Below are 20420 nucleotides of genomic sequence, written 5' to 3'. Positions count from 1 at the left end.
TATATCTGTATTGGATTTTTACTGGTGGGAGCTGCGATGCTGCTGCACCCTGCCGTTCGGGAAAAACTGTCTGATGTGATCCGGATGTTTGCAAGCGGAGATTTTCAGAAAGTAAAGGAATTTGTAGCATCCTATGGAATCTATGCAGCGTTGATCTCTTTTCTTCTGATGGTATTTCAATCGGTGGCTGCGCCACTGCCTGCCTTTCTTATCACCTTTGCCAACGCAAGTCTTTTTGGGTGGTGGAAGGGGGCAGTCCTTTCCTGGAGCAGCGCCATGGCAGGAGCCGCTCTCTGCTTCTTTCTTTCCAGAGCCCTGGGACGGGACGCTGCCGAAAAATTCACCAGCAAGGCGGGACTTCAGCACATAGACGGCTACTTTGAAAAATATGGGAAACATACCATATTGATCTGCCGGCTGCTTCCTTTTGTTTCTTTTGATATTGTCAGCTACGCAGCCGGACTGACTTCCATGTCTTTTGGCTCCTTCTTTCTGGCAACCGGAATCGGGCAGCTTCCGGCAACCATCGTCTATTCCTATGTGGGAGGAATGCTGACAGGAGGCGCCAGACTCTTTGTAATGGGACTTCTCATTTTATTTGCCCTCTCAGTTTTGGTGGTATTGTTGAAAAAATTGTACACAGACAGAACAAGAAAGTGACCGATACGAAATGAAACGTGCTGTGATCCTATTTACACGAGCTCCGGTTCCCGGTAAAACAAAGACACGGATGATGCCCCGACTTTCTCCGGAGGAATGCTCCCTTCTTCATAAAATGTTCCTCTTGGATATTCAAAGGACTTTAAGAGGGATAGACGCAGACATCTATGTGTTTCATGCCTCGGATACCGCCCAGGAAGAACAACTGCTAAAACAGCTTTGGGAAGAGAAGGCCGCGGAAGAACCGTTTCTGAAAGAAAACAGTTTCGGACAGCCATGGTCCAAACAGTTGAAAGGGTTTTTCCCGCAAAAGGGAGAAACTTTGGGGGTACGAATGTTTCAGTCTATCTGCCAGGTTTTGGAGGCAGGTTATGAAAGCTGCGTTCTGATAGGGACAGATGTACCGGAATTGTCCAGGGAAGATCTGGAAGCCGCCTTTGAAAGACTGCTGGATCAGGACGTGGTCTTTGGGCGAACGAAAGATGGAGGCTATTATCTGATAGGGATGAAGCAGCCTGTCCGGGAAGCTTTCGAACTGTCTTCTTACGGACATTCTGCAGTTTTGGAACAGACCGTCTCTCGGATCGAAGAAGCGGGATTTTCGGTGGGATTTACAGGAACCAGAGAGGATATGGATGTTTTTGAAGACCTGCTTGGCTACCTGCAAAGAGCCCGAAGCTCCAAAAGACTTCCCACCCAGTATACGTTTTTTTATGTACTTGGTTTGCTGCGTATTTCTGTGATCATTCCCATCTACCAGGAAGAAGATACCATCCGGAAGATGAAGCGGCAGCTGGAAGAGATCCAGGCAACGAAAGAAGCCTTTCACGAGATCATTTTTGTGGACGGTGGCAGCAAAGACGCTACGCTTTCTCTTTTGGGAGAGGAATATCCTGTGCTTCACTGCTCCAAAAGCCGTTCCCTTCAGATGAACCTGGGAGCGAAGGAGAGTACGGGAGATATTTTGTTCTTTCTCCACTGTGACAGTTTACTGCCGCCTTTTCCAAAACGGGAGATTCTGGAGGTCATTGCGCAAAATCCGGTGGGATGTTTTGGAATCCGGTTCCCTTCACGAAATATATTGATGCACATCTGCAGCCGGCTCTCAAACTTCCGTGCAGAAAAAAGAGGACTTCCCTTTGGGGATCAGGGAATTTTTCTGGAACGCTCCCTCTTTTTTGAACTGGGAATGTTTCCGGAGCTTCCGATTATGGAGGACTACCAGTTCTCCCTGACACTGCGTGCGCAAAAGATCCCTGTAAGACTCACCCCACACAGACTGGTTACCTCCGGCAGAAGATTCCCCAAAGGAATTATCCCCAAGCTTCTGCTGATGTGGAAGATGTATCGTCTGCGCGCCTGGTATCGTCAGGGAGTCAGTGTGAAAAAGCTGGCAGATCTGTACGGAGATGTCCGGTAATACATGACAGCATCCGATAAACGCCGGAAACCAGAATAAAACTCAATAAAATTGGTAAAAGAAAGAGGAGAACCATACTGTATGAAGAAGAAAACAATACCGATCTGGAGCTATCCGGTCCTTGCCGCCATCCTGATCCTCTTGGATCAGTGGAGCAAATACCTGGTGGTGCTTCATCTAAAAGGACAAAAAGATATTTCTCTGATTTCCGGAGTACTGGAGCTTACCTATCTGGAGAATAGAGGAGCGGCATTTGGATTGCTGCAGGATCAGCGGATCTTATTTTTGATCAGCGGCCTTTTGCTGATAGTGGCAGTCTTTTGGTTTTTCAGAAAGGCCTCCGGATCTCCCCGGTTCCTGCCATTAAAGATGTGCCTGACCATCCTGCTGGCCGGAGCTTTGGGAAATATGATAGACCGGGTGCGCCTGGGATATGTTGTAGATTTTATTTATGTCAAGCTCATTGATTTCCCGGTATTTAATGTGGCGGATATCTATGTGACGGTAACAGCATTCCTGTTAGTCTTTTTTGTTCTATGTTATTACAAGGAGGAAGATTTTGAAGAAATTTTTGGCAGAGGAAAGCGGAAAACGGATTGATGCCTACCTGGCGCAGCAGATGGAGGAGCTCTCCAGATCTTATATCCAAAAGCTCCTGAAGGAGAAAGAGGTCCTTGTTAATCATATTCCTGTGAAGGCCAACTATAAGATAAATGCCGGAGATGTTATTGAGTTCACCCTTCCGGAGGCAAAAGAACTGGACGTTCTGCCGGAGGACATCCCATTGGATATCCTGTACGAAGATGCGGATATTATTGTGATCAACAAGCCAAAGCAGATGGTGGTTCATCCTGCCAATGGACATACGTCCGGAACCTTAGTCAACGGACTTCTGTATCACTGCCGGGAAAATCTGTCGGGAATCAATGGAGTTTTGCGCCCTGGGATCGTCCACCGCATCGATATGGATACCACAGGTTCTCTGGTGGTCTGCAAAAATGATATGGCACATCAAAGTCTTTCCCGCCAATTAAAGGAACATTCTATCTGCCGTGTATACGAAGCCATCGTACATGGCCGCTTAAAAGAAGAGGAGGGAAGAGTGGAAGCTCCCATCGGACGCCATCCCATAGAGCGAAAGAAGATGAGTACCCACTCCAGACATGGAAAGCCTGCCGCCACAAATTATCAGGTTTTAACGCGTTTTGAGCGCTACACGCACATCGCATGCCGTCTGGAGACCGGACGGACCCATCAGATCCGCGTGCATATGGCAAGTATTGGGCATCCCATTCTGGGAGATTTGGTGTATGGTCCCAGAAAATCAGAATTTCCAAAACTCCAGGGACAGACTCTTCACGCAAAAATCCTGGGATTCCAGCATCCGAGAACCGGGGATTATATGGAATTTCAGGCACCTCTTCCCGCATACTTTGTACACTTGCTGAACTCTTTGAAATAAAAGCAAATAAAAACTATATTTAAAATAAAACCTACATTTTCGTGAAAATATGATATAATATAGGAAAATCACAGGAATGTTTCTGTATAAACAGAACAATTTTTCTGTCAGAACCGGAAACTTTCTACCGGAACCGGAAACAGGGAGAGGAGTGATCCTATGAAAACACCGATCATATTGACAATCGGAAGACAGTTTGGAAGCGGTGGGCGTGAGATAGGAGAGCGTATTGCCAGAGAACTGGATCTTGCCTTCTATGATAAGCAGTTGTTGGAAATAGCTGCAGAGGAAAGTGATATTGCAAAAGAACTGTTTGAAACCCATGACGAAAGACCTACCAGCAGTCTGCTCTACACGCTGGCGATGGATCTTTATGCCATGCGGTATCCTACCAGCATCCAGGCAGATATGCCTCTGAACCATAAGATTTTTCTGGCTCAGTTCCATGCGATCCAGAAGATCGGAAAAAAGGGGAATTGTGTTCTGGTAGGGCGCTGTTCGGACTATGCCCTTGCAGATCAAAAAAATGCCGTTCACGTATTTATCCGCGCTGATCTGGATGACCGTGTCAGACGGGTTGCAGATACCATGGAGATCTCCCGGGGAAAGGCCAGGGAATTGATCATGAAAGAAGATAAGAAACGCGCTTCTTATTATAATTATTTTACCAGCAATAAATGGGGAATGGCAGAACATTATCATTGCTGCCTGGACAGCTCTCTTCTCGGGATAGAGGGAACGGTCCACGTCCTGAAGGAAATGCTGGAGTGGAAGAGGAGTCGTCAGAGCAGAAAAAGCGGTATTTAAAGCGACTTAATAGAAAGCAACCTAGAGATTGGCAAGAAAAAGATGTTTTTGCAATTAAAAAGCTTGTGATAATGTGATAAAAGGAAATGAAAACCGCTGCAGCCCCGTGGCAACACAAGAGGGTTACGGCGGTTTTATCCGTTGTCAGTCTTCCCGGAGCTTGACGGCAGAAGCAGCCTTTCTCCGACGATCTTCATCAATGGCAGCGTAATGCTTTCGGGTGGTATTTACATCTTTGTGGCCAAGGACGTCTGCCACCAGATAGATATCGCCTGTTTCTTTATAAAGAGCGGTACCGTAGGTGCTTCTAAGCTTGTGAGGCGTGATCTTTTTGTGTGGAGTGACCTGTCTGGCATATTTTTTTACCATATTTTCAATAGCCTGAACCCCCATTCGTTTTCTCTGAGTAGACAAAAACAGGGCGGATTCGTGGCCGGCAGCCGGCTGAATGGCTGAACGGCTGCCCTCTATATATTGTCTCAGCACCTTTTCTACCTCTTCTCCAAAGTACACGACCATCTGACTTCCACCTTTTCTGGTGACGGTGATTCCGTTATTTTTAAAATCCACATCGGTGAGATCCAGGCCCACACATTCGGATACACGGATTCCTGTACCCAGAAGGAGGGTCATAATAGCCAGATCCCGTTCTTTTGTCTTTTTATAATAAAGAAGCGCCTGACCTGACAGTTGAAACTCACAGTGCTCTACATATTCCAACAAAGAAGCTACTTCGTCCGCATCCAGTCGTACAATGGCTTTTTCATGCAGCTTTGGCATATCCACCAGCAAGGTGGGATTCTTTTCAATAGCCTGCCGCTTAAAATAATAAGCGTAAAAGCTTCTGAGAGCCGACATTTTTCGGGATAATCCTTTTTCCTGATTGGTCAATAATTCTTTATCGTCCGTTCGGACGTAAGCCTTCAAGTATTCCATATATTCTTCAATATCCACAGGCTCAATCCGTTCCAGATCTTCCAGACGGAACTGATTCATGGAATAATTTCGATAGACAGGATTTTCCTCCATCAGAAAATGAAAGAAAACACGAATATCATAGGCGTAGTTGATCCTGGTTTTGGCAGAGGAAGTCGGCTCGATCGCCCGAAAATAATCTTTGGCAAAAGGCGGCAGGGTTTTGAGCAGTTCCCGCAACCGCAGCGTATAAGAAAGCTGTGTGCTTTCATGATAGTTTTTTTCAATGGCCATATAAAAATTCTCCTTTGATGATAGGCTCAATAAGGACCCTGTATGGATCGCAACAGAATAGACAGTTTTCATCAGTCACACACAAATCAAGGAATACACCCTGATAATCATGGATAGTATAGCATGTCTGCTTTCGTATGTCTATATCTATTAAAAAAATCAGTATTTGACGTATAGATGTATTTCCTTTGACATGGCTACAAGCATGGGAAAAGCTGATCGCAGAAAATCTTCTTCTCTGACGATCAGCTCTGTATGGGGTAAGTATAATACTTATATATAATAGAAACAGATTTTCTGTTTCTTATTACATATCCTGGTTATCCATCTGTCTGCCCGATGATCGATCGATTGATTGATTCGTTCCTGGTTCGTGAATCTGTTAATTGGTCGATACATAATAAGGAACAGTCAGATATTGTCCGATAGAAATCTGATCAGATGCCAGATCATTCACTTTCTTCAGCTCTTCTACATAAGACTCTACGGATGCATATTCATCGGACATATTCTGGGAAGCGATCTCCCACAAAGTGTCTCCATCCTGAATGGAAACGCTCTTATAATACTTCTGGCGATTGACTTCCCTTGCAAAGCTGTGATCCAGAGCATTCATCCTGTTGATAAAAATAAGGGAAAGAATGATAATGATGATTCCCATAGTAAGTATAACGGTCCTTTTAATCGCCGCCTCTCTCCTTTTCTGGGCAGCTCCCGGACGATAATTTCGGGTGACCGACACGTGGCCTGTTGCTGATGTATTCCTCATAAGTTCTCTCCCTCCTTTAGAAACAAATGTTCGGAACGTTTGTTCTATTGAATCATATCACCAGAACAGGTGTTTGTCAATCTGTTTTGCAAAAAAATCGAACATATTTTCTGAATAAGTGTTTGCCTTTTCATTTTGCCTATGCTAAAATGAAAACACGAAAACGGATGTGTGGAGGGATATTATGGCTCAGGGTAAGATCAGTGCAAAACAGCAGGAAATATTAGATTATATTAAAATGCAGATCGTAGAAAGGGGATTTCCGCCTGCCGTAAGAGACATCTGCCAGGCAGTTCATTTGAAATCCACCTCCTCTGTCCATGCACATCTGGAGTCTTTGGAGAAAAACGGGTACATTCACCGGGATCCTACCAAGCCAAGAGCTATCGAGATTCTGGACGATGATTTTATGCTGATGCGCCGGGAAATGGCCAATGTTCCCATCGTGGGACAGGTGGCTGCGGGAGAACCGATCCTTGCCGAAGAAAATATCGAGGACTACTTTCCTGTTCCTACGGAATATATCCCCCAAAATCCCACCTATATGCTGAAGGTACGAGGTGACAGCATGATTCAGGCCGGGATTCTGGACAGAGATCTGATCCTGGTGGAACAATGTCCGGTAGCAAGAAATGGAGAAATCGTAGTCGCCCTGATCGACGACAGCGCTACCGTAAAGCGTTTTTATAAAGAAAGCAATGGGATGTTCCGGCTTCAGCCGGAGAACGACGCGCTGGAACCCATCATCGTCCCCCACTGTGATATCCTGGGCAAGGTGATCGGCGTATTCCGCTTTCATGTTTCCTGATAGAAAAACCACAGGTCATTGCAGCCAGCAGGACAGAGCTGCTCTTTGCAGGCGAGGACAAATACAACCCGTATAAATACAATCATATAAATACAAGAGGGGTGGTCTGTACCTGTTTTCTACAGTTTCGTTCTTCTGTCGTGAAAACGAAATGAACCCAAGGTATATAGACTCCCCCTCATAAAAAACGCTGTAGCCTGAAATAACAAAGGTTACAGCGTTTTTACAACTTTCTGTATCAGGACAGGATTTCTTCCGGATCCACTGCCTTTGCATCGGACCAGATCCTTTCCAGGTGATAGTATTCTCTGCTTTCCCTGTCAAAAATATGTACGATCACATCTCCGTAATCCAGCAGCATCCAGGTGGACATATTACGTCCTTCCTTGCTTTTCAGAGAAAATCCTGCTTTGTGCATCTTTTCCTCCACTTCATCTACCAACGCCTGGATCTGTGTACTTCCGGAACCGTTGGTAATGACAAAATAATCTGCAAAGGAAAAAATCTGTGAAACATCCAGAATTAGGATCTGTTCTCCTTTTTTTTCATCCAATGCATGATAAATGGTTGCTGCCATTTTCTTGATTTCCTTCAATCTGTTTCCCTCCCTGCTCTTCAACTGTCTGTATCGCCAATCTGTTTTTATCGGAACACTTTTCAGTCTCTTCTAGCGATGATAAAATTCGTAGGTTTCTTCTGTTTTCCGGTCAATGGAGATCCCTCTTTGTTTCAGATGGCGAAGAGATTGCCCGGACACCAGCCAGACTCCCTCGTCTATGTCCCGAAAACAAGCGGCTCGCGCCAGATCGATCCCTTCAAAAGCCGGACGGTTTGGTTCAATATAATCTGCCACAAAGATGATTTTTTCCAGAAGGCTCATATTTGCTCTGCCTGTAGTATGCCAGGTGATCGCATCCAATACCTCCGCTTCTTTTACCCCGTACTCTTCTCTTGCCAGCGCCGCTCCCAGCTTTGCATGGATCAAAGGGGGATGCGCTTTCTCGTGAGAGGAAAGAGATACCTGATATCTCTCACATAACCGAAGCATTTCCTCTGCCGGAATACACTTTGCGCAGTCATGGAGAAGGCCGGCCAGCATTGCCTTTCGGATATTGCAGGAATACCGCATGGCAAGGGCGGAAGCGGTATACATAACCCCTTGTGTATGCCTGTATCGGGAATAGGTCATTTGTCCCTTCAGCTTTTCCTCAATCTGCCTGATCGTCTGGTGCATCGTACTCTCCTTCCATCTTGGTTCTGGTTCCTGTATCACAGCCTTTTTCTTTCTCCTGTTTCTTCTTTACCTTTACCTATCCGTTATATCCTCTCACAACGACAGACTATCCCGTGCCCCGTATAGCCCCTTTTTTCGGATATATGCCTCCACCTCCGGCGGGAGCATTCCGGATACGGGCTGCCCGCTTCGTATCTGTCTGCGAAGCTCTCTGGAAGAGATGGGAAGGATGGGCGTCTCAAATAGTCGGATATCTCCCCGATATCTTTCAGTAAGATGGGAAATTTGCCGGATCAGTCCTTCCTTTGTGTTTAATTCGTTCCGGTAGGTAGCCAGGACAGTGCTGTATCTGAAAATGTCTTCCGGGCGGACCCAGGACTCTATCGTCATAAGAGAGTCTCCGCCTATAATGAAGTAAAGATGGTCTTTTGCGTGGGTCCTGGCCAGATATTCCAGTGTATCTGCCGAAAATGCAATATCTGTTTTCTGCGTTTCATATAATTCCAGTCCAAAAGAAGGCTGCTTTGCAATTGCCAGTTCCAGCATGTGGATCCGGTCTTCTATGGTACATTCAATCGTGTTTTGCTGCTTGTGAGGCGGATGCCCGTTTGGGAGAAACCAGACAGTGTCCAGATGATATTGCATCAACGCCGCTTCTGCCAGGATCAGATGTCCGTTATGTACCGGATCAAAGGTTCCTCCCATGATTCCAATCTTCATAGTTTCTTCTCCTGCTTCTCTTTTTTTCATGCCTGCTTATTTGGGAAGCTGGATCCTTTTCTGCTTTTCTTTTCCTTCTCTGTACAGCACGATCTTTTTCCCGATCACCTGGACAACCTGCGCATGTGTCCGCTCTGCCAGAATCTCTGCCAGAGTTCTGGGATCATCCGCACAGTTTTTCAGGACGCTGATCTTTATCAGTTCCCTTGCCGCAAGCGCTTCCTCTACTGCAGCCGTGATCTCCGGAGTCATGCTGTTTTTTCCGATCTGGAAAATGGGGTCCAGATTCATTGCCAGGCCTTTTAAATAAGCCCTTTGCTTTGTCGTCATCTCTTCTCTCCTCAGTCTTTCTTATTTGTAATAGTCGAATTGGAGACCATACATACGAACCGTGTCTCCCTCCGCTATGCCTGCTTCTTCCAGCTTTGTCAAAATCCCCGCCTCTTTTAAAAACTTCTGGAAAAATGCAAAGCCCTTTTCCGAATCCAGATTGGTATATCCAAGCATTTTTTCGATCTTGGGACCTTCCACTACATAGATTCCATCTTCTACTTCTACCGTATAGGGGAGATTTTCGTAGATCAATTCCTCCTCCGGAAAATATTCCTGATTAAATATGACAGGCGCCTGATCCATACTCTCCAGTTCCCTGGAAACATAATACAGCAGGTCTGACAGCCCTTCGCCGGTCGCCCCGGAAATAGGAAACACTTTTATACCCTGCGGTTCAAATTCCTTTTTCAAAAGCTCTACCGGATCCTCTTCCCCGCCTGCAAAGATCAGATCTGTCTTGTTGGCTGCAATGACCTGCGGTCTTTCCATCAGGCTTGCACTGTAGCTGCCCAGCTCATGATTGATCTTGTAAACATCTTCTATGGGACTTCGCCCTTCCGTACCGGCAGCATCTACCACATGGATCATAAGGCGGGTTCTTTCTATGTGCCTTAGAAATTCATGTCCCAGACCGGCTCCCTCAGAGGCTCCCTCGATCAACCCCGGAATATCGGCGATCACAAAGCCTTTTGCGTCTTTTAAATCCACCACTCCCAGATTGGGAGCCAGTGTGGTGAAATGATAATTGGCGATCTTGGGAGTTGCATTGGTAACTCTGGATAAGAAAGTGGATTTCCCCACATTTGGGAAACCAATCAAACCAACGTCGGCAATGACTTTCAGCTCCAGCAGCACCGTCAGTTCCTGTCCCGGCTGTCCCGGCTGTGCATATTTGGGGACCTGCATCGTAGACGTGGCAAAATGCTGGTTACCCAGGCCGCCTCTTCCCCCTTTAAGGACTACCTGCCTGCAATTGTCTCCCGACATATCTGCAATGACTTTTCCCGACTCTGCCTCTTTGATCACCGTTCCCTCCGGAACCTTTAAGATAATGTCGGAAGCATCCTTCCCGTGGCATTTTCTTTTGCCGCCTTCCTGTCCGTCCTTTGCCAGATATTTTCGTTTATGTCTGTAGTCCTGGAGGGTATTCAGTCCTTTGTCCACTTCGAAGATCACATCTCCCCCGCGTCCGCCGTCTCCTCCGTCCGGCCCTCCGTTGGGGACATAGAGTTCTCTTCGGAAGCTTACATGCCCGTCTCCTCCCTTACCAGATCTTATTAATATCTTTGCTCTGTCTGCAAACATATCTTCCATCCTTTCAAAAAAGAGTGCTGCTTTATAACTGATAGTAGTTATCCTGCAACACTCTTGATCTCTTCTGTTATTGAGCTACCGGGTAGATAGAAACCTGTTTCTTATCTCTTCCTTTTCTCTCAAATCTCACAACTCCGTCTGCCAGTGCAAACAAGGTGTCATCTCCGCCGCGTCCTACATTCACACCCGGGTGAATCTTGGTTCCCCGCTGTCTGTAAAGAATGTTTCCTGCCTTTACAAACTGTCCGTCTGCTCTCTTGGCTCCCAGTCTTTTGGACTCGGAATCACGTCCGTTCTTGGTAGAACCCACACCTTTTTTATGAGCGAAAAACTGAAGGTTTAATTTCATCATTGTGCTACACCTCCTCGAATGTTAAATCAATGTATCTTGCATAGTGTTTATCATCAGCCAGCTGTTGCAGTCCCAGCGCCATCGCCTTTAAGAGAAGCTCTGCCTCCTTTGACGGCCGGTCCTTTAGCTGATAATCGATCAGCCCTTTTCTATCATCAGAAACCACAGAGAACTTATCCTTTGTATACGTTTCTATACTGTTGATCGTATTAATGATCAAGACGGAAACGGACGCACAGACAATATCCTGTCCTGCCCTGGCAAATCCTGCGTGTCCCGAAGACCGGAACCCACAATACTCTTTCTGTGGATTTCTGTAAAGGGTTATCTGAATCATGGATGCTCTCCAAATAATTAAGCGTTGATCTTTTCGATCTTCACTGCAGTGTACTGCTGTCTGTGACCATTTTTCTTATGGTATCCGCTTTTTCTTTTGTACTTGTAAACGATGACCTTTTTCGCCTTACCGTTTTCAACTACAGTAGCTTCAACAGTAGCGCCTTCAACTACCGGATTTCCGATTTTCAATCCATCGTTGCTGACTGCCAGAACCTGATCAAATGTATAAGCTTCTCCAGCTTCCACACCAAGCTTTTCCACTCTGATGACATCGCCTTCTGCTACTTTGTACTGCTTACCACCTGTTGCTATAATCGCGTACATATGGCACCTCCTATAATCATTACTCGCCAATTTCGGTGTTCCGAAGAATCTTAAAACCTCATTGTGCGGCATACTCTTGTATTCTACCATCTACAATTTATAAAAGCAAGCTTTTTTTATGAATGTCTATCCTGAATGTCCATACTTCCCGAACGGAATCCTTCCAGATCCACCGTCACATAAGTATAACCGGATTTTTTCAGCCGCCTGACGATCTTCTCTCTGTGTTTTAGCAGCAAAGGTAGGTCCTTTTCATCTACTTCAATCCTTGCGGTATCGTCATGCACCCGGATCCTTACATTATAAAATCCAAAGGTCTTCAGCCATTCTTCTTCCTCTTCTACCTGCCGCATCTTTTCGCAATCCAGTTCCGTCCCATAGGGAAAACGGGTCGCCATACAGGGGGTGGACGGACGGTTTGCCACAGAAATGCCGTACTCCTGTGCCAGCTTCCGTACTTCTGCCTTGGTAAACCCACTTTCTGCCAGAGGACTGATGATGCCCAGTTCTTGTAAAGCCCGGATACCCGGACGGTACACATGCAGATCGTCTTCGTTGGTTCCTTCTGCCACCGTATCCGCCCCCAGTTCCTTTGCTTTTTCTTTCAGTCTGCCAAACAGCAGCGTTTTACAGCGATAGCACCGGTCTTTGGGATTGAACCGGATATCGGCCTCCTGAAGCTCATTGATGTAGACCACAAAGTGCTGCGCCCCCGCCTCCTTTGCCACCTGTCTGGCGATCTTAATATCCTTCAGAGGGTGCAGCTCCGTATGTACGGTAACGGCGTATACCGTCGTCCGGAAAGGTTTCGCCGCCTCACAAAATATCTTCAGAAGAAGGCTGCTGTCTACGCCTCCTGAAAAAGCAAGTACAAGGTCTTCTTTCATAAGAGAAGCCGCTCTCTCATGAAGGAATTTCTTTTTTTCTTCATATGTTTTCATCTATCGGCATTCCTCAATGATCCGGCGGTATACTTCCTGCCAGGATTTTCCACTTTCCTTACAGATTTTTGCAATACTTTCATGTTCCGGACAGATCCTTGGTCCGGATGGAAGGTGACAGATCTTTACCTGCACTTCTCCCAGTGACGTGTCGCGTGTCTGGATCTCTCTTGGCAAAACACTTCTTTCCATATGCTGGATCCGGATACCGATGCTGGTGGTTTCCTCAAAGATGATCTTTTGCAGGGAGGGAATCTGCTCCTGGGTGCAGATCACATTCAGTTGATAACCGGGGCGGTTCTTTTTCATGAAAACCGGAAAATAGTGAACATCCCTGGCTCCCGCTTCCATCAGCCGTTCCATTGCGTATCCAAGCGCTTCTCCCGTACAGTCGTCTATATTGGTTTCTAGTTTTACGATACAGTCCGATCCGGCAGCCGGCTGTTTCTGTTCTTCGATCAGCATTGCCCGCAGGATGCTGGGTCTTTCATAGGTCCTCTTTCCTGCCCCAATCCCCGTCTTCAGGATACGGAATTTTTCAGGAAGTCTGTCATCTGTCTTGATCGCTGCTGCGATCGCTGCCCCTGTAGGTGTGACAAACTCCCCTTCTGTTTCTGTAATGTGCAGGGTAAGGTTTTCTGTATTGACGATATTGACGACGGCAGGAACCGGAACAGGCAGGATTCCATGCTGACACCGAACGGTTCCGATTCCTTCATAAAGCGCCGGGATGATCACCTCATCAATTCCCAGATTATCTATGCAAACGGCAGCGGCAATCATATCTACGATCGAGTCCACGGCGCCCACTTCGTGGAAATGTACCTCTATTTTTAATGTTCCATGAGCCTTCGCTTCTGCATTCGCAAGAATATCAAACATACTTTCCGCCAGCTTTTTTGCACGGTTTGTCAGGGAGCTGTTGTAGATGATCTTCTGGATCTCTGTCAGGCTTCGGTGACAGTGACCACAGCCCTCTTCCTTCGCCTGGTGGCTGTGTAAATGTCCCTGCGCATGACTGTGTGTGTGCTCTTGATCATGACTGTGTGTGTGTTCCTGATCATGGCTGTGTGAATGCTCCTGCCCATGGCTGTGGCCATGCAGATACTGCATATCATGGTCATGATTGTCCTCCCGGAGCACCACTTCAAAATCACAGGCATCCAGTCCTGATTTTGACACTCTGCTGATCCTGGTCTGAAACTGATCGCTGATGGAAAGACTGTTTAATGCCTCGTCCAACACCTTTGGATCCGCCCCCAGATCCAGCAGAGCTGCCACTGTCATGTCGCCGCTAATCCCTGCGTAGCATTCCAGATATAGTTTTCGTTTACCCATTCTTGTATACCCCCAGTCTGTTGATCTGTGATGCGATATATCCAGCCCCATAGCCGTTATCAATATTTACGGTAGCAATGCCGTTGGCACAGGAATTGATCATTGTCAGAAGTGCCGAAATCCCATTCAGGCTTGCCCCATAGCCGACAGAGGTAGGCACTGCGATCACCGGCTTGTCTACCAGCCCTCCGATCACACTTGCCAGCGCCCCCTCCATTCCCGCCACTGCGATCACACAGTTGGCTTTCTGAACGGTTTCTACCCGGGAAAGAAGACGGTGCAGTCCGCTTACTCCCACATCGTACAGTCGTTCTACCCGATTCCCGAAAAATTCTGCCGTCTGCGCCGCTTCTTCCGCCACCGGAATGTCCGCCGTCCCCGCCGTACACACTACGATCTTTCCCACATACTCCTTGTCCTTCTTTTCGATTTTTAAAATACGTGACAGAGGATCATAGACGACTTCCTTCAATCTTCCCTGGACAAGCGCCGCCTGCTCTTTGTCGGCTCTCGTTCCCAGCACTTCTCCTTCTGCCAGATAAAGACGTTCATAGATGCTTAACAGATGATCGTCTGCTTTTCCACTGCAAAAGATCACTTCCGCACATCCGGAGCGCAGCTTTCTGTGTGTATCCAGCTTTGCATAGCCTAGATCTTCAAACGGCTGTCTGCGAAACCATTCTTCCGCCTCTTCTATGGAGAGTTCTCCCTCTTTTACCTGTTCCAGTATCTTCTTTGTATCCATTTTCCCTACCTCCGGTTTATTTCCCTTAAATCAATGATTCTTGTGCAGACCCGTTTTGCCAGTTCCATATTATGGGTGACGATCACCATTCCGTAGCTGCGTTCTTCTGACAGCATAAGAAGTCTGTTCCAGATCTGCGCCTGGGAGATAACGTCCAGCATCGTTGTGATCTCATCACAGATCAAAAATTTTGTCTTGGGACTTAGCAGCCGTACAATACAAAACCTTTGTAATTCTCCTCCTGACAGCTCCCGCGGCCATCTTTTCAGCCAGTCCTTTTCAATGCCGAAGCACCGTAGGACCTCTTCATCCGGATCCCAACATTCTCTCAGGGTTTTTTCCATTTTCCACCTGGGGTTGACCGCCAGCTCCGGATGCTGGTAGATCAGCTGTACCGGACAGAATCCGTTTGTCTGTACAGGCTTTTGATCGATCAAAACCTGCCCGACCTCTGCACGCTGGTATCCCGCCAGAATTTTTGCCAGTGTACTCTTCCCGTATCCGGAGGGCCCGACGATCCCCACTCTTTCCCCCGTATCTACCTTCAGGCTGACATCCTTTAAGATCCAGGGAGATGTTTCTGTATATCGAAAACTGATATTTTCTGCGCTAAGTTGCATGTACACACCTGACCTTTCCGCCGCGTAAGCTTCTCATGGGAATCTCTTCCAAACATTCCTGCGTCACATTCGGACAACGGTCCGCAAACAGGCATCCCTTTGGCAGGCAGGCCGCATGGGGTTGGACACCTTCCATGGCCTGAAACTCATTTTGCGGAAGTGCGGAAATAAACGCCTTGCTGTAAGGATGGCGAAGTTTTTTTGCACCGGCAAGAAAGTCTTCCGTCGGAGCAGATTCCAGGATGGTCCCGGCATAAAACACAGCGATCCTGTCAGCCACCGAAAACGCCAGGTCAATGTCATGGGTAATCAGAAGCACCCCCGCCCCCTGATCTGCAATCTCCCGAAAATGCTTCAGCGTATCCATGGCCATCTCAATTCCCAGCCCCGGCGTGGGCTCATCTGCGATCAAAAGCTGCGGCATCTCCGTGACTGCCGATGAGACCAGTACTCTTCTTGCCATTCCTCCTGAAAGCTGAAACGGATACATCTCCTCTGTTTCTTTCGGCAATTTGTATTTTTCAAACAGTTCCTCCTGGCGTTCCTTTGTGGAATAGACTCCTATCACCTGCTTTCCCACCTTCATTACAGGATCCAGATAGTCTACAGACTGTGGGATGAACGTCATCTTTTTTCCCAGAAGAGCTTTTCTGGTCTTTTGCGTCAGCTCTTTTCCGTCATAGCAAATCCTTCCACTCACCGCTGCATTATCGGGAAGAAGTCCCATGATGGCATGGGCAAGAAGGCTTTTCCCGGATCCGCTGGAGCCTACCACAGCCACGATCTCTCCCCGATTGACATCCAAAGAAAGAGAATGCACGACTTCCAGACGCTCTTTCCGAAACAAACCTTTATACATATGAAACGACACAACCAGGTCGTCTACCGTTAAAATACTTTTCTCTTTCATTTCTCCCCCTACTCCTGTGCGCTTCCCGGATTCCAGAGTTTTTTAAGATTTTCTCCGATCACGTCAAATAGAATCACTGCGATCAGAAGCATACATCCGGGAAACAGGGCAAGCCACCATTTTCCTGTTGTGATATGATTCATCGCCTCTGATAAGATCACGCCGATGGCAGGCATTTCTGCAGGCATCCCAAACCCAAGGAAGGTGATGGCGGCCTCATGCATGATCGCATGGGGAAACAACAGGATCAGTCCGATCATGTATACCGGAAGAACATGCGGCAGAATATGACGGACTGCCACATAGATCTTTGATTTCCCCAATCGGTATGACGCCTGCACATACTGTGAGGATCGTATCTGCATCACTTCCGAGCGGACGATCCTGGTCAGGGAAGGCCAGTGGGTCAGAGCTACCGCTATCGTGACTCCCCTGCCCCCCTTTCCCATCATAAAAGAGATCAGTATCAAAAGTACAAGATGAGGCAGACCCATACACAGATCCACACACCAATTTACACATCGGTCCACCCGGCCGCCAAGCACAGCGGAGGCAATTCCGGCCGCCAAAGCAATGACAGAGCTGACGACCGACGCCAGGATCCCCACGATCAGACTGTTGGACAATCCTTTGATACATCGGTAAAACATATCTCTTCCCACAAAATCCGTGCCAAACCAATGCTTTGATCCCGGAGATATAAATTTGTCCGCATAATTTGTATCATAACAGGAAGGATCCATAGAAATCCCCCAGAAAAAGATCCCTGCCAGATATACGACTGCAGCGGACACCAAAAGAGCCACCAGGATCCGCCTGTTCCAAATCTGTCTTTTATCCACGCTGCTCCCCCTCTCTGATCCGGGGATCAAACACACCATACAGCAGGTTGGCGATCAGATTTCCCACAAATACAAATATTGCGCTGCATACGGCAATTCCCAAAAGAAGCGGTACGTCTGCATTGGTAGCTGCGGCAGTTGCTGCCGTTCCGATACCGGGATAGGCAAATACAGTCTCTGCAAGCGCCATCCCTCCAAATAGTTCGTTAAAAGAAGCAAACTGTACCGTGATAGCCGGAAGAGCCACATTTCGTAAAATATGACGTCGGACAAGCTGTCTGTTGTTTTCTCCTCTGGCCCTTGCATACAGGATAAAATCGCTGTTCCTGATCTCTATCACCTTCTGCCGTGTATATAATACAACCTCACTGATGCTCACAAGCGTAAGCGTAAATACCGGCAGGACCAGATGGCGGATACGGTCTCCCACCGTAACATCTGAGGCCAGTTTCCCCGTAGGAACTGCCATTCCGATAGGAAACCAGCCCAGCCAGACTGCAAAGACTGTCAAAGCCAAAAGTCCGATCCAGAAAACCGGCGCCGATTTGATCAGAAGACAGAAAGTTTTTATTAATTTGTCCAGGATCCCTCCCTGGCGCATCCCGCAGAAGATCCCTATGACAAATCCTAGGACGCCGGAAAAGAGCCATGCCAGCATCATGAGTAGGATGGAATAAGAAAATTTTGTCCGGATCACCGTGCTGACCGACTTTTTATAGGTGATGGATCTTCCCAGATCTCCACGCACCGCATGCTTGACCCAGATAAAAAATCGTTGGGGAAGGGGATCTTTCAATCCCCATTCCTTTACGATCTCTGCTTTTGCCTCCTCCGACAGTGTTGAATTTGTACCGATGTAGGAAACAAGTGGATCGATAGGCGCCTTTGTGATCAGTAAAAACGCCACAATGCTGACCGCTATTAAAAGCAGCAACATCCTTATACTTTCTTCTAATAACTTTTTTCCTTGTTTCATAGCCTTTTCTCCGGTTCTATTTCAGCTTCCAGTCTGCCATATTGCAGATCACAGGCGCCCCGTGGCCATGGGGATGTGGGATCTGTGTATCTACGGAAATATCCAAGTTGTCGCTGACAAAGTAACAGTGCTGGATATTTACAAGAAACAGATTGGTGTAATCCTGCTCCACGATCTTTTGCAGTTCCTTCCATGAGGCGATGGCTTTTTCCTGTGTGTCGGCAGTCAGCGCTTCCTGGATCTTGGCGTCCGCCTGCGGATTTTCATAGCCTGACGCATTATCATATCCTCCCGTCAGGAACAGGTCTGACTGAAACAAAGAAGACAGGACTGTCGGAGAATATTGTCCCCAGCCCCATATGATGGGCTCTGTGTTTTGCAGGGTCAGGATCTCGTCCCAGGTAGCTGTTTTTACCTGGATGTCGATTCCCAGTTCTTTTGCATTTTCCGCAAGCGCCACACAGAGGTGATATCTGTCTGTATCGTTTGCCGCTGCGTACAGGTGGAAGGCACACGCCTGCCCGTCCTTCTCACGGATTCCGTCTTTTCCTACCTTCCAGCCTGCCTCATCCAAAAGCGCTTTGGCTTCGTCCGTCTGCTTGTCCGGATAGGTATCGGTGCTCGCCCACACAAGATTGTCTGTAAAGTTTACAGCCGGGATCCCGATTCCGTCAAAGGCATGCTCAATGATCTTCTGCCGGTCGATTCCTATGGAAAGTGCTTTTCTTACTGCCGGATCGGAAGTTACCGGGTTTCCGACGGTCACCGTCTCTCCCTTCGCATTCTCCATCTTCGTTACCGGACGAACCGGAAGGCTGACATTTCTTACATCCATCGTTTCCAGCTTCTGCAAGGTCATTCCCTTCACGTTTTCTTTGGAATAGCTTGTTTCCACCATAACAAGATCCAGTTCTCCTGCTTTTGCGGCTGCAAAGGCAGCGTCGATGTCCATATTTACCAATGTGACTTTCTCGATAGAAGGTTTCTCTCCAAAGTAATGCTCGTTTGTCTCCAGGATGATCTGCTGGTCTGTGTCATACTGCGCTACTTTGTAAGCCCCTGTTCCGATGGGGTTTGTGTCAAAGGCTTTGCTGTCATATGCATCTGACGGTACGATCTGAAGAAGCGCCGTAGTATCCAAAAACGGAGAATACGCTTCTTTTAACCGGAATTCCACTGTGTTTTCGTCAAGGGCTGATACCGATTCAAGATGCGTCAGATCTACATTTTCATTGTCCGCCTGATTTTTTTGCACCGTTTCATAGGTAAATACCACATCCTCCGCATGAAAGTCGCTTCCGTCGCTAAATTTGATCCCTTCCTTCAGATGGAAGGTATAAGTCAGAAAATCCTGGCTGATCTCCCAGCTTTTTGCCAGGTCTCCTACATATTCTGACTGGCTGTTCACTTTGATCAAAGCATTGTTAATAAACGGATAGCCATAGGCCATAGCCCCCTTGATAGGATCCAGACTCTTTTTAAACAGATACGTCCCCACGTACGCCTTTACTCCCTCTTCCTTTCCGACGGAAGCCTCCTTGTTCTCCGGCGCTTTTTTGCAGCCAAACGCAACCAGCGCTACCATTGCCGTTATACATATGATACTCACGATTTTTCTTTTCATAGATTCCCTCTCTTCTGAAATGAAAAAAAGCATACGAACCACCCTTCTGGATGTTCTTATGCCTTCTGACATTTCTTATTTTGTGTGCTCCATAGAACTTTGTATCCGGCTGCCTGCTGTTGAAATACTTCTGTACTTCCGTTACGCTTCGTGCTGTTTTCAGCCGGGATCCCCTTCCTATGGTGCTGCTTTCTAGCAGTGAAAATATTGAATTAACTCTTCGATGACGGATGCCATCAAAAACCCCATGGAAGTATTTCCCACTCCCACGATGGTATTGTTACAGTGACTCATGGGGAGCAAAAACTTCTTTGCCTCACTTTGCCCCACGGCTTCTGCCATTCTGGGCGTAATTTCCCCATACATGGAGTCTGCGATCACGATCCCTACCGGCCCTATAATGACTTCTGCCCTTCTGCAGCCTACTACTACTGCATTTTCCCCCGTTGCAGCATGATCCGCTCCTGCTTTTAACATGTTGGACGTAGCCAAGGAGTTGGTTCCCACCGCTGTGATCTCCGCCAGAGGAAACTCTTTTTTGATCGCTGATACCAGCTGTTTCCCCATACCTCCGCCCTGTGCGTCTATTACCAATAGCTTCATCTCTGATCCCCCATTTCTTTCTTTTTCTGACTGATACAGTATAGCAAAACAACGGGCGGTTGGAAAGACC

The 20420-nt window shown here is 47.3% G+C and carries 25 protein-coding genes; 6 read left to right on the top strand and 19 right to left on the bottom strand.

The genetic code is table 11. From position 1 onward, the window contains the following. The first annotated feature begins 36 nt into the window (after positions 1–36). The 5 genes from FYJ34_RS01175 to FYJ34_RS01155 all read left to right on the top strand — a co-directional run bounded on the left by FYJ34_RS01175 (position 37) and on the right by FYJ34_RS01155 (position 4349). Positions 37–660, top strand: a complete 624-nt coding sequence (locus FYJ34_RS01175; RefSeq protein WP_416389709.1) for a TVP38/TMEM64 family protein — start codon at positions 37–39, stop codon at positions 658–660. A gap of 10 nt (positions 661–670) precedes the next feature. Continuing rightward, positions 671–2080 carry a TIGR04283 family arsenosugar biosynthesis glycosyltransferase gene (locus FYJ34_RS01170; RefSeq protein ID WP_154475503.1) on the top strand — a complete coding sequence of 470 codons (1410 nt, stop codon included), beginning with the start codon at positions 671–673 and terminating at the stop codon, positions 2078–2080. Positions 2081–2161: 81 nt separating this feature from the next. After that, positions 2162–2680 (top strand): signal peptidase II, encoded by a 519-nt coding sequence (lspA, locus tag FYJ34_RS01165; RefSeq protein WP_154475501.1) that lies wholly within the window; start codon positions 2162–2164, stop codon positions 2678–2680. A 19-nt stretch (positions 2681–2699) separates the two neighbouring features. Then, on the top strand, positions 2700–3542 hold the full coding sequence (locus FYJ34_RS01160) for an RluA family pseudouridine synthase (RefSeq protein WP_235899444.1): 843 nt from the start codon (positions 2700–2702) through the stop codon (positions 3540–3542). A 159-nt stretch (positions 3543–3701) separates the two neighbouring features. Next, positions 3702–4349, top strand: a complete 648-nt coding sequence (locus tag FYJ34_RS01155; protein WP_154475497.1) for a cytidylate kinase-like family protein — start codon at positions 3702–3704, stop codon at positions 4347–4349. Between the two features lie 144 nt (positions 4350–4493). Here FYJ34_RS01155 and FYJ34_RS01150 read toward each other — a convergent pair whose 3' ends face one another. Beyond that, the gene (locus FYJ34_RS01150; RefSeq protein ID WP_154475495.1) at positions 4494–5558 is read right to left on the bottom strand and encodes a tyrosine-type recombinase/integrase; all 1065 of its coding nucleotides are present in this window, start codon (positions 5556–5558) and stop codon (positions 4494–4496) included. 382 nt (positions 5559–5940) lie between these two features. Then, complete coding sequence (locus FYJ34_RS01145; RefSeq protein ID WP_154475493.1) at positions 5941–6327, bottom strand: LysM peptidoglycan-binding domain-containing protein; 387 nt, start codon at positions 6325–6327, stop codon at positions 5941–5943. 184 nt (positions 6328–6511) lie between these two features. Between FYJ34_RS01145 and lexA the strand changes: the two genes are divergently transcribed. Next, positions 6512–7135 (top strand): transcriptional repressor LexA, encoded by a 624-nt coding sequence (gene lexA, locus FYJ34_RS01140; RefSeq protein WP_154475491.1) that lies wholly within the window; start codon positions 6512–6514, stop codon positions 7133–7135. Between the two features lie 238 nt (positions 7136–7373). On the opposite strand, the gene rsfS is transcribed toward lexA, so the two are convergent. From rsfS to FYJ34_RS01055, 17 genes are all read right to left on the bottom strand, one after another. Continuing rightward, on the bottom strand, positions 7374–7730 hold the full coding sequence (gene rsfS, locus FYJ34_RS01135) for a ribosome silencing factor (protein ID WP_154475489.1): 357 nt from the start codon (positions 7728–7730) through the stop codon (positions 7374–7376). A gap of 72 nt (positions 7731–7802) precedes the next feature. Further along, positions 7803–8369, bottom strand: a complete 567-nt coding sequence (gene yqeK / locus FYJ34_RS01130) for a bis(5'-nucleosyl)-tetraphosphatase (symmetrical) YqeK (RefSeq protein ID WP_154475487.1) — start codon at positions 8367–8369, stop codon at positions 7803–7805. 93 nt (positions 8370–8462) lie between these two features. Continuing rightward, positions 8463–9089, bottom strand: coding sequence for a nicotinate-nucleotide adenylyltransferase (gene nadD / locus FYJ34_RS01125; protein ID WP_154475485.1), 627 nt, complete (start codon positions 9087–9089; stop codon positions 8463–8465). 36 nt (positions 9090–9125) lie between these two features. Then, the gene (gene yhbY / locus FYJ34_RS01120; RefSeq protein WP_154475483.1) at positions 9126–9419 is read right to left on the bottom strand and encodes a ribosome assembly RNA-binding protein YhbY; all 294 of its coding nucleotides are present in this window, start codon (positions 9417–9419) and stop codon (positions 9126–9128) included. A 21-nt stretch (positions 9420–9440) separates the two neighbouring features. Then, a complete protein-coding gene (gene obgE / locus FYJ34_RS01115; RefSeq protein ID WP_154475481.1) occupies positions 9441–10727 on the bottom strand; it encodes a GTPase ObgE in 1287 nt (428 codons plus the stop codon). 76 nt (positions 10728–10803) lie between these two features. Next, positions 10804–11088: a 50S ribosomal protein L27 gene (gene rpmA / locus FYJ34_RS01110; protein WP_154475479.1), complete on the bottom strand. Its 285-nt coding sequence runs from the start codon at positions 11086–11088 to the stop codon at positions 10804–10806. A gap of 4 nt (positions 11089–11092) precedes the next feature. Then, on the bottom strand, positions 11093–11425 hold the full coding sequence (locus FYJ34_RS01105; protein ID WP_154475477.1) for a ribosomal-processing cysteine protease Prp: 333 nt from the start codon (positions 11423–11425) through the stop codon (positions 11093–11095). A gap of 17 nt (positions 11426–11442) precedes the next feature. After that, positions 11443–11751 carry a 50S ribosomal protein L21 gene (gene rplU, locus FYJ34_RS01100; RefSeq protein WP_154475475.1) on the bottom strand — a complete coding sequence of 103 codons (309 nt, stop codon included), beginning with the start codon at positions 11749–11751 and terminating at the stop codon, positions 11443–11445. Positions 11752–11867: 116 nt separating this feature from the next. Continuing rightward, complete coding sequence (gene larE / locus FYJ34_RS01095; protein ID WP_154475473.1) at positions 11868–12692, bottom strand: ATP-dependent sacrificial sulfur transferase LarE; 825 nt, start codon at positions 12690–12692, stop codon at positions 11868–11870. Beyond that, positions 12693–14030, bottom strand: coding sequence for a nickel pincer cofactor biosynthesis protein LarC (gene larC / locus FYJ34_RS01090; protein WP_154475471.1), 1338 nt, complete (start codon positions 14028–14030; stop codon positions 12693–12695). Then, positions 14023–14775 (bottom strand): nickel pincer cofactor biosynthesis protein LarB, encoded by a 753-nt coding sequence (gene larB, locus FYJ34_RS01085; protein WP_154475469.1) that lies wholly within the window; start codon positions 14773–14775, stop codon positions 14023–14025. The genes larC and larB overlap by 8 nt, the downstream gene beginning before the upstream one ends. A gap of 5 nt (positions 14776–14780) precedes the next feature. Further along, the gene (locus tag FYJ34_RS01080) at positions 14781–15395 is read right to left on the bottom strand and encodes an ABC transporter ATP-binding protein (protein WP_154475467.1); all 615 of its coding nucleotides are present in this window, start codon (positions 15393–15395) and stop codon (positions 14781–14783) included. Then, positions 15385–16305, bottom strand: coding sequence for an ABC transporter ATP-binding protein (locus tag FYJ34_RS01075; RefSeq protein ID WP_154475465.1), 921 nt, complete (start codon positions 16303–16305; stop codon positions 15385–15387). Before FYJ34_RS01075 ends, FYJ34_RS01080 begins: the two co-directional genes overlap by 11 nt. Before the next feature lie 8 nt (positions 16306–16313). After that, the gene (locus FYJ34_RS01070; RefSeq protein ID WP_330582489.1) at positions 16314–17147 is read right to left on the bottom strand and encodes an ABC transporter permease; all 834 of its coding nucleotides are present in this window, start codon (positions 17145–17147) and stop codon (positions 16314–16316) included. After that, a complete protein-coding gene (locus tag FYJ34_RS01065; RefSeq protein WP_154475461.1) occupies positions 17140–18123 on the bottom strand; it encodes an ABC transporter permease in 984 nt (327 codons plus the stop codon). Before FYJ34_RS01065 ends, FYJ34_RS01070 begins: the two co-directional genes overlap by 8 nt. 16 nt (positions 18124–18139) lie before the next feature. Then, entirely contained in the window at positions 18140–19747 is a 1608-nt protein-coding gene (locus FYJ34_RS01060) for an ABC transporter substrate-binding protein (RefSeq protein WP_154475459.1), read from the bottom strand. A 192-nt stretch (positions 19748–19939) separates the two neighbouring features. After that, on the bottom strand, positions 19940–20350 hold the full coding sequence (locus tag FYJ34_RS01055; RefSeq protein ID WP_154475457.1) for a DUF3842 family protein: 411 nt from the start codon (positions 20348–20350) through the stop codon (positions 19940–19942). Positions 20351–20420: the final 70 nt, after the last annotated feature.

It is taken from the genome of Suipraeoptans intestinalis, assembly GCF_009696485.1.
Classification (GTDB): domain Bacteria; phylum Bacillota; class Clostridia; order Lachnospirales; family Lachnospiraceae; genus Suipraeoptans; species Suipraeoptans intestinalis.
This window is presented reverse-complemented; position numbering and strand designations above follow the sequence as displayed.

What these genes read in the sequence shown, in the direction of transcription:
- rplU (WP_154475475.1), bottom strand. Translation starts at nt 11,751, where the DNA reads ATGTACGCGATTATAGCAACAGGTGGTAAGCAGTACAAAGTAGCAGAA.
- lspA (WP_154475501.1), top strand. Translation starts at nt 2,162, where the DNA reads ATGAAGAAGAAAACAATACCGATCTGGAGCTATCCGGTCCTTGCCGCC.
- yhbY (WP_154475483.1), bottom strand. Translation starts at nt 9,419, where the DNA reads ATGACGACAAAGCAAAGGGCTTATTTAAAAGGCCTGGCAATGAATCTG.
- rpmA (WP_154475479.1), bottom strand. Translation starts at nt 11,088, where the DNA reads ATGATGAAATTAAACCTTCAGTTTTTCGCTCATAAAAAAGGTGTGGGT.
- FYJ34_RS01170 (WP_154475503.1), top strand. Translation starts at nt 671, where the DNA reads ATGAAACGTGCTGTGATCCTATTTACACGAGCTCCGGTTCCCGGTAAA.
- larE (WP_154475473.1), bottom strand. Translation starts at nt 12,692, where the DNA reads ATGAAAACATATGAAGAAAAAAAGAAATTCCTTCATGAGAGAGCGGCT.
- yqeK (WP_154475487.1), bottom strand. Translation starts at nt 8,369, where the DNA reads ATGCACCAGACGATCAGGCAGATTGAGGAAAAGCTGAAGGGACAAATG.
- FYJ34_RS01155 (WP_154475497.1), top strand. Translation starts at nt 3,702, where the DNA reads ATGAAAACACCGATCATATTGACAATCGGAAGACAGTTTGGAAGCGGT.
- larC (WP_154475471.1), bottom strand. Translation starts at nt 14,030, where the DNA reads ATGGGTAAACGAAAACTATATCTGGAATGCTACGCAGGGATTAGCGGC.
- FYJ34_RS01080 (WP_154475467.1), bottom strand. Translation starts at nt 15,395, where the DNA reads ATGCAACTTAGCGCAGAAAATATCAGTTTTCGATATACAGAAACATCT.
- FYJ34_RS01060 (WP_154475459.1), bottom strand. Translation starts at nt 19,747, where the DNA reads ATGAAAAGAAAAATCGTGAGTATCATATGTATAACGGCAATGGTAGCG.
- FYJ34_RS01105 (WP_154475477.1), bottom strand. Translation starts at nt 11,425, where the DNA reads ATGATTCAGATAACCCTTTACAGAAATCCACAGAAAGAGTATTGTGGG.
- FYJ34_RS01065 (WP_154475461.1), bottom strand. Translation starts at nt 18,123, where the DNA reads ATGAAACAAGGAAAAAAGTTATTAGAAGAAAGTATAAGGATGTTGCTG.
- FYJ34_RS01055 (WP_154475457.1), bottom strand. Translation starts at nt 20,350, where the DNA reads ATGAAGCTATTGGTAATAGACGCACAGGGCGGAGGTATGGGGAAACAG.
- FYJ34_RS01150 (WP_154475495.1), bottom strand. Translation starts at nt 5,558, where the DNA reads ATGGCCATTGAAAAAAACTATCATGAAAGCACACAGCTTTCTTATACG.
- FYJ34_RS01075 (WP_154475465.1), bottom strand. Translation starts at nt 16,305, where the DNA reads ATGAAAGAGAAAAGTATTTTAACGGTAGACGACCTGGTTGTGTCGTTT.
- FYJ34_RS01160 (WP_235899444.1), top strand. Translation starts at nt 2,700, where the DNA reads ATGGAGGAGCTCTCCAGATCTTATATCCAAAAGCTCCTGAAGGAGAAA.
- lexA (WP_154475491.1), top strand. Translation starts at nt 6,512, where the DNA reads ATGGCTCAGGGTAAGATCAGTGCAAAACAGCAGGAAATATTAGATTAT.
- obgE (WP_154475481.1), bottom strand. Translation starts at nt 10,727, where the DNA reads ATGTTTGCAGACAGAGCAAAGATATTAATAAGATCTGGTAAGGGAGGA.
- nadD (WP_154475485.1), bottom strand. Translation starts at nt 9,089, where the DNA reads ATGAAGATTGGAATCATGGGAGGAACCTTTGATCCGGTACATAACGGA.
- FYJ34_RS01145 (WP_154475493.1), bottom strand. Translation starts at nt 6,327, where the DNA reads ATGAGGAATACATCAGCAACAGGCCACGTGTCGGTCACCCGAAATTAT.
- FYJ34_RS01175 (WP_416389709.1), top strand. Translation starts at nt 37, where the DNA reads ATGCTGCTGCACCCTGCCGTTCGGGAAAAACTGTCTGATGTGATCCGG.
- larB (WP_154475469.1), bottom strand. Translation starts at nt 14,775, where the DNA reads ATGGATACAAAGAAGATACTGGAACAGGTAAAAGAGGGAGAACTCTCC.